Annotated in this window: 14 protein-coding genes; 6 read left to right on the plus strand and 8 right to left on the minus strand. The window is 72.1% G+C overall.

Annotated features, from left to right (window positions below; all coding sequences use genetic code 11):
• Positions 1-103 precede the first annotated feature (103 nt).
• Entirely contained in the window at positions 104-697 is a 594-nt protein-coding gene (idi, locus tag AB0N16_RS19100; protein ID WP_365798086.1) for an isopentenyl-diphosphate Delta-isomerase, read from the plus strand.
• Positions 698-703: 6 nt separating this feature from the next.
• Here idi and AB0N16_RS19105 read toward each other — a convergent pair whose 3' ends face one another.
• Positions 704-1,198, minus strand: a complete 495-nt coding sequence (locus tag AB0N16_RS19105; protein ID WP_351743605.1) for an ATP-binding protein — start codon at positions 1,196-1,198, stop codon at positions 704-706.
• 251 nt (positions 1,199-1,449) lie between these two features.
• Here AB0N16_RS19105 and AB0N16_RS19110 point away from each other — a divergent pair, with 251 nt between their 5' ends.
• Complete coding sequence (locus tag AB0N16_RS19110; RefSeq protein ID WP_365798088.1) at positions 1,450-2,205, plus strand: enoyl-CoA hydratase/isomerase family protein; 756 nt, start codon at positions 1,450-1,452, stop codon at positions 2,203-2,205.
• Here the strand turns inward: AB0N16_RS19110 and AB0N16_RS19115 are convergent.
• The gene (locus AB0N16_RS19115; protein WP_365798090.1) at positions 2,177-2,827 is read right to left on the minus strand and encodes a DJ-1/PfpI family protein; all 651 of its coding nucleotides are present in this window, start codon (positions 2,825-2,827) and stop codon (positions 2,177-2,179) included. The genes AB0N16_RS19110 and AB0N16_RS19115 overlap by 29 nt on opposite strands.
• A 7-nt stretch (positions 2,828-2,834) precedes the next feature.
• Positions 2,835-3,803, minus strand: coding sequence for a GlxA family transcriptional regulator (locus AB0N16_RS19120; protein ID WP_365798092.1), 969 nt, complete (start codon positions 3,801-3,803; stop codon positions 2,835-2,837).
• A gap of 137 nt (positions 3,804-3,940) precedes the next feature.
• On the opposite strand from AB0N16_RS19120, the gene AB0N16_RS19125 reads away from it, so the two are divergent.
• Both AB0N16_RS19125 and AB0N16_RS19130 read left to right on the plus strand, forming a co-directional pair.
• Entirely contained in the window at positions 3,941-4,810 is an 870-nt protein-coding gene (locus tag AB0N16_RS19125) for a hypothetical protein (RefSeq protein WP_365798094.1), read from the plus strand.
• 146 nt (positions 4,811-4,956) lie between these two features.
• Entirely contained in the window at positions 4,957-7,380 is a 2,424-nt protein-coding gene (locus AB0N16_RS19130; RefSeq protein ID WP_365798096.1) for a Tex family protein, read from the plus strand.
• Between the two features lie 339 nt (positions 7,381-7,719).
• Here AB0N16_RS19130 and AB0N16_RS19135 read toward each other — a convergent pair whose 3' ends face one another.
• The 3 genes from AB0N16_RS19135 to AB0N16_RS19145 all read right to left on the minus strand — a co-directional run bounded on the left by AB0N16_RS19135 (position 7,720) and on the right by AB0N16_RS19145 (position 11,052).
• Positions 7,720-8,037 carry a hypothetical protein gene (locus AB0N16_RS19135; protein WP_365798098.1) on the minus strand — a complete coding sequence of 106 codons (318 nt, stop codon included), beginning with the start codon at positions 8,035-8,037 and terminating at the stop codon, positions 7,720-7,722.
• Positions 8,038-8,324: 287 nt separating this feature from the next.
• Complete coding sequence (locus AB0N16_RS19140; RefSeq protein ID WP_365798100.1) at positions 8,325-9,971, minus strand: ABC-F family ATP-binding cassette domain-containing protein; 1,647 nt, start codon at positions 9,969-9,971, stop codon at positions 8,325-8,327.
• A gap of 58 nt (positions 9,972-10,029) precedes the next feature.
• Positions 10,030-11,052, minus strand: coding sequence for an oxidoreductase (locus AB0N16_RS19145; protein ID WP_365798102.1), 1,023 nt, complete (start codon positions 11,050-11,052; stop codon positions 10,030-10,032).
• A 65-nt stretch (positions 11,053-11,117) separates the two neighbouring features.
• Here AB0N16_RS19145 and AB0N16_RS19150 point away from each other — a divergent pair, with 65 nt between their 5' ends.
• Positions 11,118-12,089 carry an FAD-dependent oxidoreductase gene (locus tag AB0N16_RS19150; RefSeq protein ID WP_365798104.1) on the plus strand — a complete coding sequence of 324 codons (972 nt, stop codon included), beginning with the start codon at positions 11,118-11,120 and terminating at the stop codon, positions 12,087-12,089.
• A 4-nt stretch (positions 12,090-12,093) separates the two neighbouring features.
• On the opposite strand, the gene AB0N16_RS19155 is transcribed toward AB0N16_RS19150, so the two are convergent.
• Entirely contained in the window at positions 12,094-14,049 is a 1,956-nt protein-coding gene (locus tag AB0N16_RS19155; RefSeq protein WP_365798106.1) for a Xaa-Pro dipeptidyl-peptidase, read from the minus strand.
• Between the two features lie 222 nt (positions 14,050-14,271).
• On the opposite strand from AB0N16_RS19155, the gene AB0N16_RS19160 reads away from it, so the two are divergent.
• Positions 14,272-15,741: a M1 family metallopeptidase gene (locus AB0N16_RS19160; protein ID WP_365798108.1), complete on the plus strand. Its 1,470-nt coding sequence runs from the start codon at positions 14,272-14,274 to the stop codon at positions 15,739-15,741.
• Between the two features lie 104 nt (positions 15,742-15,845).
• On the opposite strand, the gene AB0N16_RS19165 is transcribed toward AB0N16_RS19160, so the two are convergent.
• On the minus strand, positions 15,846-16,337 hold the full coding sequence (locus AB0N16_RS19165) for a macro domain-containing protein (RefSeq protein WP_365798110.1): 492 nt from the start codon (positions 16,335-16,337) through the stop codon (positions 15,846-15,848).
• Positions 16,338-16,350 lie beyond the last annotated feature (13 nt).

Genomic DNA, 16,350 nt, shown 5'->3' on the forward strand with positions numbered 1-16,350 from the left:
ATCAACTACCGGGTCCCTCTTCCGGCGTGCCCGTGCCGGGAAGTGCCGGGAGTGTCGGATTCGTACGGCAGACTTGGTACGAAGACCGAGGCGAAGGATGGGTATGCCGATCACACCTGCCACCGCGACGCACAGCACGTCGAAGGGCACAACGGACGCGATTTTGCTGGAACTCGTCGACGAGAAGGGTGTGACCATCGGGACCGCGGAGAAGCTGGCCGCGCATCAGCCACCCGGGCAGCTGCACCGGGCTTTCTCGGTCTTCCTCTTCGACGAACAGGGCAGACTCCTGCTCCAGCAGCGCGCGCTGGGCAAATACCACTCCCCCGGTGTGTGGTCGAACACCTGCTGCGGCCACCCCTACCCCGGTGAGGCCCCCTTCGCGGCGGCGGCCCGCCGCACCTTCGAGGAGCTGGGGGTCTCCCCGTCCCTGCTCGGCGAGGCGGGCACGGTCCGCTACAACCACCCGGACCCGGGCTCCGGACTGGTCGAGCAGGAGTTCAACCACCTGTTCGTCGGCATGGTGCAGGCGCCGCTCTCGCCGGACCCGGATGAGGTCGGGGAGACCGCCTTCGTGACGGCCGCCGAACTGACCGAGCGGCACGCCCGGGACCCCTTCTCGTCATGGTTCATGACCGTGCTGGACGCGGCCCGTCCGGCGATCAGGGAGCTGACGGGCCCGTCCGCGGGGTGGTGAGCGGCCTCACGGCAGCGACGCGGGTTTGAGCGGCAGGGCGGCCCAGATCACCTTGCCGCCGCTCGACGTGTGCTCCACGTCCACGACTCCGCCCGCCTCCCTGGCCACCTCCCGCACCAGCAGCAGGCCCCGGCCGCCGGTCTGGCCGTGGTCGGCCTCCAGGGCGGTCGGGCGGTAGGGGTGGTTGTCCTCCACCGACACCCGCACCCACTCGGCGCCGACGGCGACCTCGACGGCGAGCACCGGCGACAGCAGCGCCGCGTGCTTGACCGCGTTGGTGACCAGCTCGGAGACGATCAGCAGCAGCCCGTACACCAGGTCCTCCGAGACCGGGACGCCCTGGCGCTGGAGCAGGTCCCGTACGGCGCGCCGCGCCTGCGGGACGGAGGCGTCCACGGCGGCGGCGGTGAACCGCCAGACTCCTTCGTACGGCAGCGGATCCGGCGGCGGAGCGCCGCCTCCCTCTGGACGCGGGTCGTGCCCGCGCCCGTGGTTCTCCATCGTCCGGTCGCCACCCTCGCGCTCGATTGTCACCACATGACGAGTGTTGGTAACGACCCCCTCCACCCCGGATGACTGAACACAAGTCAGCAACTATCGAACGGTTCTGACCGTCGACGTACGACAAGGTCGGTTGAGGGACTGGTCCTGTTCCGCTAAAGCCGACTTCGCGCACTTTTACGGTTGTACTGCAACCCCTGAGGCGGGACCGCATCGATCCCCGGCTCCGTCACGCCGATAACATCCCGGCCATGGAGCCCCACCTCTCCCACCAGGTCACCGACGCCGTGGCCACCGTGGTCATCCACAACCCGGTCAAACGCAACGCGATGACAGCGGCGATGTGGCGAGCCCTGCCACCCCTCCTGGACGAGCTGTCGGCCAACCCCGGCGTCCGGGTCCTCGTACTGACCGGTGAGGGCGGAACCTTCTGCGCCGGTGCCGACATCTCCACCCTCCAGGGCTCCCCCGCCGAGGCACAGGCCCTCGCCTGCGCCGCCGAGGAGGCGCTCGCCGCGTTCCCCAAGCCGACCCTCGCCGCGGTCCGCGGCCACTGTGTCGGCGGCGGCTCGCAGCTCGCCGCCGCCTGCGACCTCCGGTTCGCCGCGGAGGGAGCCCTCTTCGGCGTGACCCCGGCCAAGCTCGGGATCGTCTATCCGGCCTCCTCCACCCGCCGGCTGGTCTCCCTGGTCGGCCCCGCCACCACCAAGTACCTGCTGTACTCCGGCGAGTTGATCGGAACGGAGCGGGCGTTGCGCACCGGCCTGGTCGACGAGGTGCTGCCCGAGGGCGAACTGGCGGAGCGGGTCGCCGAGTTCAGCCGGATCCTGGTCGCGCGCTCCCAGCTGACGCAGGCGGCGGCGAAGGAGTTCGCCGACGGCCGTACCGACCGCGACGGCCACTGGACGGAGCAGGCGCGCGGCAGCGGCGACACCGCCGAGGGCGTCGCCGCGTTCCTGGAGCGCCGTCAGCCGCGGTTCAGCTGGGCTGTCCCTGGCCGAGGATGAACCGGCTCCTCGAGCGGAGCAGTTCGACGACCTCGGCGGGCGCCTTCTGCGGGGAACCCGCGTCGTAGGGCGGCTGCGGGTCGTACTCGATCCCGAGCTGCACGGCCTGGGCGACGGCGTCTCCGGCGATCCTGCCGAGCAGGGCGAGGCCCATGTCGATGCCGGAGGAGACGCCGGCCGCGGTGACGTACTTGCCGTCGGTGACGATCCGCTCCCCCGTGGGCTCGGCGCCGAACGTCCGCAGTTCGTCCAGGGCCAGCCAGTGCGAGGTGGCGCGGCGCCCGTCGAGGAGGCCGGCGGCGGCGAGCAGCAGGGAGCCGGTGCACACGGAGGTGGTCCAGGTGCTGGTGGCGTCGGCGGCGCGGATCCAGTCGAGGAGCGCCCGGTTCTTCATCTGCGGGGTCTGGCCGGGGCCGCCTGGGACGACCAGGACATCGGGGTGGGGCACCTCGGCGCAGGTCTTCTCGGCGACCAGGGCGAGGTTCCCGTTGTCGGTGCGGACGGGACCGGCTCGCTCGGCCACGAAGACGACCTCGGAGTCCGGGAGCCGGCCCAGGGTCTCGTACGGTCCCACCGCGTCGAGGGCGGTGAAACGGTCGTAGAGGACGATCGCGATCTGCATGGCTCTCCTATCCGGGTCGACCGACGGGTGCCGGCCGGAATCTGCGCCGATATTCGGCGGGTGTCGTGCCGAGGGCCTTGAGGAAGGCACGGCGCATCGCTTCGGGCGTGCCGTAGCCGCTTGCCCGGGAGACCTCCTCGACGCCGTCGCCGGTGTCCTCCAGGAGCCGGCGGGCGTGTTCCAGCCGTACCCGGTCGACGTAGCGGCCGGGCGTCATGCCGGTCTCGGCCTGGAAGGCGCGGGCGAAGTGCCGGGGCGAGAGGGCCGCGCGGGCGGCCAGCGCCTCGACGCCGAGCTCGCCGTCCGGGTGCTCGCTGATCCACCGCTGGACCTCCCGCAGCGGTTCACGCTGTGCGGTCTGGGCGGCGAGCTGCACGCTGAACTGGGCCTGGTTGCCGGGCCTGCGCAGGAACACCACCAGGTGCCGGGCGACGGTGAGCGCCACGTCCCGGCCCAGGTCCTCCTCGACGAGGGCGAGCGCCAGGTCGATGCCGGAGGTGACGCCGGCCGAGGTGGCGACCCGGCCGTCCCGGACGTAGATGGGGTCGGGGTCGACGTCGACGGCCGGATGGTCGCGGGCCAGCTTGTCGCAGTACGCCCAGTGAGTGGTGACCCGGTGGCCGTCCAGGAGTCCTGCCGCGGCGAGCAGGATGGCGCCGGTGCAGACGGAGACGAGCCGTCCGGTGCGCGGCCCGTACTCGCGCAGCCAGTCGACCAGGGCCGGGTCGTGGCGCCGGGTGCCCTCTCCGCCGGGCACGAGGAGCATGTGCGGCTCGGACGCCTCGGCCAGCGCCGTGTCCGGTACGACGGTCAGCCCGCTGGACGTGCGCACGGGCGCGCCGTCCAGGGAGGCCGTACGGATGCGGTAGCTGCCCGGGACCTGGGCCGCCGCGCCCGTGAAGACCTCCACGGGGCCGGTGACGTCGAGGCTCTGGACACCGGGGAAGAGGACGACGAGAACGGTTCGCTGGGCCATGCCATCGATTCTTCGCGGGCGCGGCGGTGGCCGCAATGACGAACTTCCCACCTTTCCTGCCATGGCGGCGGAACACTTGGCCATCGGGTCGGGCACGGCACTGGAGTCCGTACCGACTAGTCGGTAACGTGCTCGCCATGACCACTGCCGTCCTGGAGCCGCGCGCCGGTCGCCGCTGCCACACCCTGCTCAACTCCCTGCACGCGACCCACTTCTTCAGCCCCGAGCTGGCCGAGGAACTCGCCGCGCTCGGCGTCACCCACCCGCGGGCCGTCAACTTCGCGGTGCGGGCCGCCGCGTTGGGGCCGGTCGGGCCCGGCACGGTGACGGCCACGTTCTACAACTACAAGTACGAACTGGTGGCCCGGCATGTCCCGGCCGTCTGGGAGACCGCGTCGCCCGGCGACGTCCTCGCCGCACGCGCGCGTGCCGTCGACGCCTCCCTGCGGCGGCTGCTCGGCGCGGACGCGGTGGCCTCCGACGGGATGGCCGAGGCCGCGCGGCTCGCGCTGCGCGCCACCGAGGCCTGCTCCCGCCCCGGCCGCCCGCTGTACGCGGCGCACGCGGACCTGCCGGTGCCCGAGGAGCCCCACCTCGCCTACTGGCACGCGACCACGCTGCTGCGCGAGCACCGTGGCGACGGGCACCTCGCGGTGCTCGTCGCGGCAGGTCTCGACGGGCTGGAGGCGGTGGTGACCCACACCGCGACCGGCAAGGGCATGAACCCCAAGTGGGTGCTCGCCACACGGGGCTGGAGCCAGGACGACTGGGACGCGACGGTGGCGCGGCTGCGGGAGCGCGGGCTGCTCGACGCGGCGGGCGAGCTGACCGAGGCGGGAGCGGCCCTGCGGGCCGAGATCGAGACGGAGACGGACCGGCTGGACCGGGCGCCGTACGAGCATCTGGGGGCCGGCGGGGTGGCCCGGCTGGCCGAGCTGGCGAAGGGGTTCGCGGGAGCGGCGATCGCCGCGGGCGCCTTTCCGGCGGATCTGGTCGGCAAGGGGTGAGCTGAGCGCCGTTACGGCGGATTCAGGAGACAGGTGGGGCACGGGGAGTGCGACTTCGTGTCGTGGAAGGGTGCCCTGGGGCCCGGTTGTCGGTGTCACCTGCCACAATTGCCGCGCAACCTCAGTGGAGAAGGCGGTACGGGATCGTGACGACACCCGGGTCCCTGGTTCCAGGGTCCATCGAAGGCAGGATCGCCGAGGAGCTCGGCGTACGGGAGCGGCAGGTCAAGGCTGCCGTGGAGCTGCTCGACGGCGGTTCGACGGTGCCCTTCATCGCCCGCTACCGCAAGGAAGCGACCGAGATGCTCGACGACGCGCAGCTGCGCACGCTCGAGGAGCGGCTGCGCTATCTGCGGGAGCTGGAGGAGCGCCGGACGGCGATCCTGGAGTCGGTGCGCGAGCAGGGCAAGCTCACCGAGGAGCTGGAGGCGCAGATCCGGGGCGCCGAGACCAAGGCGCGGCTGGAGGACATCTACCTGCCGTACAAGCCGAAGCGGCGGACCAAGGCGCAGATCGCGCGGGAGGCCGGCCTGGAGCCGCTGGCCGAGGGGCTGCTCGGCGACCCGACGGTGGATCCGCTGGCCGCGGCCGCCACGTTCGTGGACGCCGACAAGGGCGTCGCCGATCCGCAGGCCGCCCTGGAGGGTGCCCGGGCGATCCTCACCGAGCGGTTCTCGGAGGACGCCGACCTCATCGGTGAGCTGCGCGAGCGCATGTGGGTGCGCGGCCGGCTCGCCGCGAAGGTACGGGACGGCAAGGAGGAGGCGGGCGCCAAGTTCGCCGACTACTTCGACTTCGCCGAGCCGTTCACCGAGCTGCCCTCGCACCGCATCCTGGCGATGCTGCGCGGGGAGAAGGAGGAGGTCCTCGACCTCGTCCTGGAGCCGGAGGAGCCGACCGAGGGGCCGTCGTCGTACGAGGGCATCGTCGCCCACCGGTTCGGGATCGCCGACCGGGGGCGGCCGGCCGACAAGTGGCTGACCGACACGGTCCGCTGGGCCTGGCGCACCCGCCTCCTCGTCCACCTCGGCATCGATCTGCGGCTACGGCTGCGTACGGCGGCCGAGGACGAGGCGGTCGACGTCTTCGCGGCGAACCTGCGCGACCTGCTGCTCGCCGCCCCGGCCGGCACGCGCGCGACGCTGGGCCTGGACCCCGGCTTCCGTACCGGCGTGAAGGTCGCCGTCGTCGACGCCACCGGCAAGGTCGTCGCCACCGACGTCATCTACCCGCACGTCCCCGCCAACAAGTGGGACGAGGCGGTCGCCAAGCTCGCCCGTCTCGCCACCGAGCACACGGTCGAACTGATCGCTATCGGCAACGGCACGGCGTCCCGCGAGACCGACAAGCTCGCCGGTGAACTCATCACCAAGCACCCGGAGTTGAAGCTCACCAAGGTGATGGTGTCGGAGGCGGGCGCGTCCGTGTACTCGGCGTCCGCGTTCGCCTCCCAGGAGCTGCCGGACATGGACGTGTCGCTGCGCGGCGCCGTCTCCATCGCCCGCCGGCTCCAGGACCCCCTCGCCGAGCTGGTGAAGATCGACCCGAAGTCGATCGGTGTCGGCCAGTACCAGCACGACCTGTCCGAGGTGAAGCTGTCGCGCTCGCTGGACGCGGTGGTGGAGGACTGTGTGAACGGCGTGGGCGTCGACGTGAACACGGCGTCGGCCCCGCTGCTGTCCCGGGTCTCCGGCATCACCTCCGGGCTCGCCGAGAACATCGTGGCCCACCGGGACACCAACGGCCCGTTCACCTCCCGCGGCCAGCTGAAGAACGTGGCACGGCTCGGCCCGAAGGCGTACGAGCAGTGCGCGGGCTTCCTCCGCATCCGCGGCGGCGACGACCCGCTGGACGCGTCGAGCGTCCACCCCGAGGCGTACCCCGTCGTACGGCGCATGGTGAAGGCGTCGCACCAGGAGGTGGCCGCGCTCATCGGCAACACGGGTGTGCTGCGCTCGCTGCGGCCGGGCGACTTCGTGGACGAGAAGTTCGGTCTGCCGACCGTCACCGACATCCTCAAGGAGCTGGAGAAGCCGGGGCGCGACCCGCGTCCGGCCTTCAAGACGGCCACGTTCAAGGAAGGCGTCGAGAAGATCTCCGACCTGTCCTCCGGAATGGTGCTGGAGGGGGTCGTCACGAACGTGGCGGCGTTCGGCGCGTTCATCGACGTCGGCGTCCACCAGGACGGTCTGGCGCATGTCTCCGCGCTGTCGAAGACCTTCGTCAAGGACCCGCGGGAGGTCGTGAAGCCGGGTGACATCGTCAAGGTGAAGGTCCTCGACGTGGACATCCCGCGCAAGCGGATCTCGCTGACGCTGCGGCTGGACGACGAGGCGGCGCCGCAGGGCGGCGGCCGGCAGGGCGAGGGCGCCGAACGCCGCCAGCGCGGTGGGCGTCCGCCGCAGCAGCGGCAGCAGGGCGGCGGGCGTGGCGGCCAGGGCCAGGGTGGCGGACGTGGCGGCCAGGGCCAGGGCGGCGGTGCGCGGCAGGCGCCGGCGCCGGCCAACAGCGCGATGGCTGACGCGTTGCGCCGGGCGGGGCTGCTGGACCCGAAGAAGGGCAAGCGGTGACGGATTCTTCGGGAGCCGTGGGGTTGTGAGGTGGTGGGGAGCTGCGGGACCGTTGTGGCTGGTCGCGCAGTTCCTCGCGCCCCTGAAGTGGCGCGTCTCCTCTTTCCGTCACACGTAGCCGCGCCGTTGTACGAAGCCGAGGGCCAGGGCGCCCAGTGGGAGTTGAGCCAGAACGTGAGCAGCCGGTAGACCAGGACCGCCGAGGTGGCCGGGCCGGCCGGCACACCGAGCGCGGTCAGGCCCGCGATGAGGCCCGCTCCGAGCCCGCCGGGGACCGGGGCCGCGTTGGCGAGCAGGCGGGCCGCCATGTAGGCGGCGCCGAGCTGGACGAAGGCGAGGTCACCGCCGAGCGCGTGGAGGCAGGCCCTGCTGCGCCCGGCGGGCGAAGTCGCGGGTGGCGACCGCCAGCAGCACCGTCGCCGCAAGGGCGGTCAGGGAGACCAGCAGCCGCAGCAGGTCGGCGGCGCGGCGCACGTCGTGCGGCGGCCGCGCGTCGACGACGGGTGCCGCCGCGCCGTCCTCGGACGCGCTCACGATGTCCGAGGACAGCAGGATGCCGTGCCGGTCGGTCATCTCCCGCCGCCGGCGGGGATGCGAGGACGGCCCATGCGCGGACTCCTTCGGGCACAGGTCCGGCTCGCCCGGACGCCCGCCCATGGTTCCACGCGACCACGGTCCGCGCCTCGGTCAGATGACTGTCGGCAGACACAGTTGCCCGACGGCTCACGTCCCCGCGGGGCTCGGTGGTGCCGGTCGTCCGGGCGCGGTTGCCCGCGAGCAGTTCCTGGGCGCGCCGTTCACTCAGGGGCTCTCCCCTGCCCGGTGATCCGGGTCGGATCGCAGCGTGCCCGGGGGTGCCGAGTGGGTTGTTCGGCGGCTGCGGGTGGGTGGGGGTCGCTCGCGCCCACGCGGCGGAGCCGCATATCGATACAGCCCCGCGCCCCTTACGGGGCGCTTTCCGTCACCTTGCCCGCCGAGACCTCCAGGCGGCGGGTCACGTGGACCGCGTCCAGCATGCGGCGGTCGTGGGTGACCAGGAGGAGGGTGCCCTGGTAGGCGTCGAGGGCGGACTCCAGTTGTTCGATCGCGGGCAGGTCGAGGTGGTTCGTCGGCTCGTCCAGGACGAGGAGGTTGACGCCCCGGCCCTGGAGCAGCGCCAGCGCCGCACGGGTCCGCTCCCCCGGTGACAACGTCGCCGCGGAGCGCAGGACATGGGCCTGCTTGAGGCCGAACTTGGCGAGCAGGGTGCGGACTTCGACCGGCTCGGTGTCCGGGACGGCCGCGCAGAAGGCGTCCAGCAGGGCCTCGGTGCCGTGGAAGAGCTTGCGCGCCTGGTCGACCTCGCCGACGACGACTCCGGAGCCGAGCGCGGCGTGCCCCGCGTCCAGCGGCACCCGGCCCAGCAGGGCGGCCAGGAGCGTCGACTTGCCGGCCCCGTTCGCGCCGGTCACCGCGACCCGGTCGGCCCAGTCGATCCCCAGGGAGACCGGCCCGAAGGTGAAGTCACCACGCCGTACTTCCGCGTCCCGCAGGGTGGCCACCACGGCGCCGGAGCGCGGGGCCGCCGCGATCTCCATGCGCAGCTCCCACTCCTTGCGCGGCTCCTCGACGACGTCCAGGCGTTCGATCATGCGCTGGGTCTGGCGGGCCTTGGCGGCCTGCTTCTCGCTGGCCTCGCTGCGGAACTTGCGGCCGATCTTGTCGTTGTCGTTGGACGCCTTGCGCCGGGCGTTCTTGACGCCCTTGTCCATCCAGGAGCGCTGCATCTGGGCGCGGTCCTGGAGCGCGGCCTTCTTGTCGGCGTACTCCTCGTAGTCGCCGCGGGCGTGCCGGCGGGCCACCTCGCGTTCTTCGAGGTAGGCGTCGTAGCCACCGCCGAAGAGGTTGATCTGCCCCTGGGCGAGGTCGAGCTCGAGGACCTTGGTGACCGTGCGGGTGAGGAACTCGCGGTCGTGGCTGACGAGGACCGTGCCGGCGCGCAGCCCGGTCACGAAGCGTTCGAGCCGTTCCAGACCGTCCAGGTCGAGGTCGTTGGTCGGCTCGTCGAGCAGGAAGACGTCGTAGCGGGAGAGGAGCAGGGAGGCGAGGCCCGCGCGGGCCGCCTGGCCGCCGGAGAGGGAGGTCATCGGCTGGTCGAGGTCGACGGCCAGGCCCAGGGAGTCGGCGACCTCCCCGGCCCGCTCCTCCAGGTCCGCGCCGCCGAGGCCGAGCCAGCGCTCCAGCGAGGTGGCGTACGCGTCGTCGGCCCCTGGTGCCCCGTCGACCAGGGCCTGAGTGGCCTCGTCCATCACGCGCTGTGCCTCGGCGACGCCGGTGCGGCGGGCGAGGAAGGCGCGCACGGTCTCACCCGGCCGGCGCTCCGGTTCCTGGGGCAGGTGGCCGACGGCCGCGGTCGGCGGGGAGAGCCGCAGCTCGCCCTGCTCGGGGGCGGTGAGTCCGGCGAGCAGCCGGAGCAGCGTGGACTTGCCCGCGCCGTTGGCACCGACCAGACCGATCACGTCCCCGGGCGCGACGACGAGGTCGAGCCCGGAGAAGAGGGAACGGTCGCCGTGCCCGGCGGCGAGGTTCTTGGCGACGAGGGTGGCAGTCATCAGAACGCCGATCCTAATGCGCCGGTGCGCGCACCCCCAGCCGCGTTTCGTTCCCCGGTCAGCGCGCGACGGCCTGCACCAGGACGCTCCCGGAGGTCCGCGCCACGACATAGGACCCGCCCTTGGCCGCCTTGCCGTCGAGGGGGATGCGGTGGCTGCCCGGTTCCAGGACGCCGTCGAAGAGATCCTGGGAGTGGAGGCGGGAGAGCCGGTCCAGGCGGTACGCCGTGAGCCGGACCCGGCAGGGTGAGGTGACCTCGATGCGGGCCGCGCCGTCGGCGGCGACCAAGTGGGTCAGGCGGCGCTGTCGGAGCGGCCTGCGGTCGAGGGCGTGTTCGATCTGGGCGACGAGGAGGGGGACGATCGGGGCGAGCCCGTCGACGGAGGCGACCGCCACTGCGGCCCGGTCGAACGCCTTGCGTACGGCCGCCCGCTCGGTCTCGCCGACCGTGGGGCCGAAGACCACGGCGCCGTAACCGCGGAGTTCCTCGGCGGGGACGCCGTCGGCGTCGCGGGTGATGTCGGCGCCGATGCCGATGGTGCGCAGGGCGGCGGCGAGCTTGGCGAGGAGGGCGACGCGCGCGCCGATCAGCAGGACACGGCGGCCCGGCGGGGGGCCGGAGTCCTCGAGGAGGGCACCGAGGGCCTCGCGGTACTCGGGGCCGGGGAAGCGGAACGGGCCGATGCCGTGGTAGCCGTTGAGCTCCAGGTCGGCGTGTTCGTCGGTCTGCCAGGCGAAGTCCCGCCAGACGTAGTCGTCGCCGTCCCTCTCGATGACCGCGGTGACCGCGCCGCAGGCCAGGTCCTCGCACTCGGGGCAGCCGTAGATGACGTACCGGTCGTCGGGGAGCGGTGCGGCGGACTCCAGTAACAGGCTGCGGACCTGGGCGGTGAAGATCGCGGGCGGGATGTCGGAGGCGAGCGGGGAGACGGCGTCCAGGTCGGAGAGCTGGAACAGCAGCGGGGACCCGTCGACGACGAAGTCCACGAAGTCCCGGTGGACCTGGTAGCCGCCGTCGGCGCGGACACCGCCGGCGCGCATCGCCGGGGCCAGGCCGAAGGTCGCGTATGCGGCAGACATGCTGTGAGTATCCCCAGAGCGGGACGATCTGAGCGCGGCATGACATATTCCGCTAGCGTCCGGGCATGGGCCGTGAGCTGGGTGACGAAGTGATCGTGGTCGGTGGCGGGGTCGTCGGGCTGACCACGGCGGTGGTGCTGGCCGAGGGCGGGCGCCGGGTGCGGGTCTGGGCGCGGGAGAGCGGCGAGCGTACGACCTCGGCGGTCGCGGGGGCGCTGTGGTGGCCCTACCGTATCCAGCCGGAGCGGCTGGTCGGCGACTGGGCGCTGGAATCCCTCGCCGTGTACGAGGAGCTGTCGGCGCGGCCGGAGGAGACGGGCGTACGCCTGGTCGAGGGCGTACACGAGGGGCTGCGGCTGGACGAGCTGGGTCCGTGGGCGGCGCGGGTGCCGGGGCTGGCCGACACGGCGGAAGGGCTCTCGGCGCGGCTGCCGTTGATCGACATGCCGGTCCATCTGGCCTGGCTGCGGGAGCGCTTGGGCGAGGCGGGCGGGACGGTCGAGGTGCGGGAGGTGCACGGGCTGGGTGAGGTGCCGGCGGCGGCCGTGGTGAACTGCACCGGGCTCGGAGCCCGTTCGCTGGTCCCCGATCCGGCCGTGCGGCCGGTGCGCGGGCAGCTGGTCGTGGTGGAGAACCCGGGGATCAGCACCTGGTACGGAGCCGCCGAGGAGCCCGCAGGGGGACCTGACGGCGGGTCCGAAGGGAGTGTCTCCACCTACTTCTTCCCGCAGCCCGGCGGGTTGCTGCTCGGGGGTACCGCGCAGGAGGACGCCTGGTCCCTGGAGCCGGATCCGGAGATCGCGGCCGGGATCGTGGCGCGGTGTGCGGCGGTACGGCCGGAGATCGCCGGGGCGCGGGTGCTGGGGCACCGGGTGGGGCTGCGGCCGTACCGGGACGCGGTCCGGCTGGAACGTGCACTCCTGCCGGACGGGCGGGTGCTGGTGCACAACTACGGGCACGGCGGGGCCGGGGTCACGGTGGCCTGGGGGTGTGCACGTCAGGCGGCCGGGCTGGTGGAGCCGGGCCCGGCCGCCTGAGCGGTCAGCCCACCGGGACGCGCAGCGCCGTGTGCGGGACGCGCACTCCGGTCAGGGCGCCCGCTTCGGGAGCGGTCCAGCGCGCGGAGGTCGCGCGGGCGAACGCGGCCGCTCCGCCGACGAGCGGGACCCTGGCCGCGGTGCGGGACAGGTCCAGGGTGAGCGTCGGGGTGCTGGACGGCGGATCGATGAGGTCCTTGTCCGTGCCCGCGACGATCAGCGCCAGCCGGTGCCCCTTGGGTACGACGTGGTCGGTGGCCGCCAGGTCGAGGGTGATCGTGTACTTCTTGCCCGGGGTGAGCGGGACGCCCTTGCCGGGGTCGGCATAGGTGCCGAGGTCGGCCCAGCCGCGGCTGAAGACCGTGTAGTCGACGGCCTTGGTCTTCGCCGCGGTCTTCAGGAAGCAGGCGCTGTCGCCGGCCGTGCTCTCGCCCCAGCAGGTGCGGTCGGTGAGGGTGGTGATGCCCTCGGCGGCGTCGGCGTAGTCCCGGATGGTGTCCGGGCCGAGGTCGACCAGGACGGCGGTCAGGTGGGCCGTCGAGGTGGTCGGGGTGGCGGTGACCGTCACCTTGGAGGAGCCGGACAGCCGCAGGTCGTGCGTGAGCGGCGCGGTGAGGAAGCCGGCCTTGTCCGGGGTCGGGGTGGCGATCTGGGCGGCCCAGTCGGTCTCGCTCTGCTTCGGGTCGTCGGTGAACGTCTCGGTGCCGGAACTCCGGCTCAGACCGAGGGTGCCCACACCCGCCTGGGTACCGGGGGCCGGGCGCAGGGTGGTGGCCGCGGTGCCGCGCGGCGGCCAGACGGCGGAGGTCACCCACTGGTCGGGGTGGCGTTCGACGTCGGCCATCGGCTCGCGGTCGATGCCGTTGTCGTAGCCGAGGAGTTCATGGTCGAACCAGCGGTGCAGGGTGTCGACCCAGGCGCCGCGCCGGTAGTCGAAGGGGTCGACATGGCCGGTCTGGGAGAGCCAGATCTTGCGCTCGACGCCGTTCTTGGCGAGCGCGTCCCACCACTGGCCGAAGTGCTTGGTGCGGACGTTGAGGTCCTGCATGCCGTGCACGAGGAAGACGCTCGCCTTCACCTTGGAGGCGTTTTCGACGTAGTCCCGCTCGGTCCACAGGCCGGTCCAGTCGCCGGTGCGTGGCGCGCCGTCGACGAGCTTCTGCTGGACGGCACCGCACTGGGCGTAGGCCGCGTCGCTCTCCACCGCACCGGCCAGCCAGTCCGGGCCGGAGTCGTACAGCGGGGCGCCCTGGGCGAAGTAGTAGTCGTACCAGGAGGAGATGGCGCTGATCGGGACGATCGTCTTGAGGCCCTTGACGCCGGTGGCGGCGACGCCGTTGGCGATGGTGCCGTCCCAGCTCTTGCCGATCATGCCGGTCTTCCCGTTGGTCCAGCTCGCCTTGACCGTGGTGGTGCCGGTGCGGCTGCTGTAGGCCTTGGCGCGGCCGTTCAGCCAGTCGACGACGGCCTTCGCGGACTGGATGTCCGAGCGGCCGCCGACGTCGACACACCCGTCGGAACGGTTGGTACCGGCCAGGTCGACGCCGACGACTGCGTAGCCGCGGGGCACGAAGAAGTTGTCGTAGAACAGCGGCATCTGGACGACGTTCCCGGCGGCGTCGTACGTCTTGAGCTGGCTCTCGTTGCCGCGTCCGCAGCAGGAGTAGTACGGGCTGGCGTCCATGATGACCGGCACCTTGCGGCCCTGCGCGGCGGGTTCGGCGGGCCGGACGATGTCGGCGGCGACGCGGTCGGTCTTCCCGTCGCCGTCGGAATCGAGGCCGGTGTCCACCCAGACGGCCTCGCGGATGGCGTCGGCGTAGGAGTAGACCGGCCGGCTCTCCCGCGGGGCCGCTCCGGCCGCCTGGGCCGCGACCGGACTGAGGAAGGCGGCCGTCAGGGCTGCGACGGCCGCGAGGACGAACGGTCTCCAGATCGTGAAGCGCGTGCGTTTCGGCATGCGGCGGACGCTACCCCGGGCAACTCCTGTACAGAAGAGGGCACCTGAGGGACGGCAGAACTGATTGCGGCCGAATGGCGATCGTGTGACAGCAGGGGCCGTGGACAGGCCAGGGGTCACAGGGACTCAATAGGCTCCGAAGAGTTTTCGCGCTCCATCGACTTGGCGTTCCCGTCCCGGTGTGGCGGGCGCGCCTCGGCCCCCTACCGACCTGGAGTTCTCGTGCACCGCAGAATCCTCGCGCCGGGCGCCCTCGCGGCGGCCTCCCTGCTGCTGGCGATCCCGGCATCGGCCGCGAGCTACAGCCCCGGCGCACCGGGCATCGGCGACCCCTACTACCCGTACTACGGCAACGGCGGTTACGACGTCTCCCACTACGACCTGCGCCTGCAGTACCAGCCGGCCACCGACGAGCTGGCCGGTACGGCGACGATCCTGGCGCGCACCACGCAGGACCTGTCCAGCTTCGACCTGGACTTCCTCCTCGACGTGAGCGAGGTGCGGGTCAACGGGGCGAAGGCGGACTTCACCACGTCCGGTCAGCACGAGCTGGTCGTCACCCCGAAGTCGCCGCTGGCGAAGGGCACACAGGTCACCGTCGTCGTCCGCTACAGCGGGGTTCCGTCGACGAAGAGCGCGTACGGCTTCAGCACCTGGCACCGCACGCCCGACGGGGCGGTCGCGGCGGACGAGCCCGAGGCCGCCTGGTGGTGGTACCCGAGCAACGACCACCCGCTGGACAAGGCGACCTACGACGTGTCGGTGGCCGTTCCCGACGGCACCCAGGTCATCTCCAACGGCCTGCTCCAGTCGACGAGTTCGAAGCTCGGCTGGACCCGCTACAACTGGCGGCAGAACAAGCCGCAGGCGACCTACCTGACCACTCTGGCCGTCGGAAAGTTCGACATCACGACGAGCACCTCCGAGGGCGGCGTTCCGGTCGTCAACGCCTACAGCAAGGACCTCGGCGACAACGACGGGGCGGCGCGGGCGAGCGTGGAGCGCACCGGGGAGCTCGTCGACTGGCTCTCCGGCTACTTCGGGCCGTACCCCTTCAGCTCGGCCGGCGGGTATGTGCCGAACACGACGACCGGGTACGCGCTGGAGACGCAGACCCGCGTGTACTACAGCCCCAGGCAGTTCGCGAACGGCTCCAACACCTCCGTGGTGGTGCACGAACTGGCGCACCAGTGGTACGGCGACGACGTCTCCCTCAAGGGCTGGAAGGACATCTGGCTCAACGAGGGCTTCGCCCGCTACGCGCAGTGGCTGTGGTCGGAGCACGAGGGCGAGGGCACGACGCAGGAACTCGCCGACTACGTGTACGCGTCGCATCCGGCCGACGACGCGTTCTGGACGGTCAAGCCTGGCGATCCCGGCCCGGACGACCAGTTCGACATCGCCGTCTACGACCGTGGGGCGCTGGCCGTGCAGGCGCTGCGCAACGCGGTCGGTGACGACGCGTTCTTCACGATCCTGAAGGGCTGGCCGAAGGAGCACGCGTACGGGAACGCGTCGGTGGGTGACTTCGAGGAGTACGCGGAGAAGGTGTCGGGGAAGTCGCTGTTGGGGTTGTTCGATGCGTGGCTGTTCCAGCCGACGAAGCCGGCGGCGCCTGCGTTCAGGGCCGCGGTGGCTCCGGTCCAGCCGAAGTCGTGGAAGCGGATCGAGGCCACGAACGACGTGCACTGAGCATGTGCCGGGTGCGGTGAGTGGGGGGCTGCGGGCCGGTCGTGGCTGGTCGCGCAGTTCCCCGCGCCCCTGGCGGGGCGCCTGCTCGCGGCGTCTCCAGAAAGCTAGAGGGACGCTTCCTCTCCGAAGTCGTACACGGTGACCGGGATTTTTCGGGCCACCAGCCGCTCCTTTATCAGTGGCTCGACGCGGGACCACTTGCCGCCCGCCAGGCCGCAGCCTATGCGGGGCATGTGGACGGACGCGCCGAGTTCGATTGCCTCGTCAGCCAGTCTGCCCAGCGCCGTGTCTATCGCTTCGTACCGGACCGGCGCGCCCTTGCTGCCCGTCTTCGTCCCCCGCTGGCCGATCATGTTGGCCACCCAGACGTACCGCTCGACGCGCACCAGCTGCACCGCACCCAGACCGAAGTCATTGGCGGCCCGGTCGCGGTGCCAGGCCCGGTACGCCTTCTCCGGCTCCGGCCAGCGGCGCGAGAGCGCCAGGACGAAGCCCTTCCCCCAACCCCCCAGGTCGTTGCAGACGTGGGCGATCACCTTGACGCCCTTGCCCGACGGCGCGGTGGCGTCACCCCGGATGTAAGTGATCTCCGACATGACGCCACCGTAG

The organism is Streptomyces sp. NPDC051105 (assembly GCF_040682795.1).
Classification (GTDB): Bacteria; Actinomycetota; Actinomycetes; order Streptomycetales; family Streptomycetaceae; genus Streptomyces.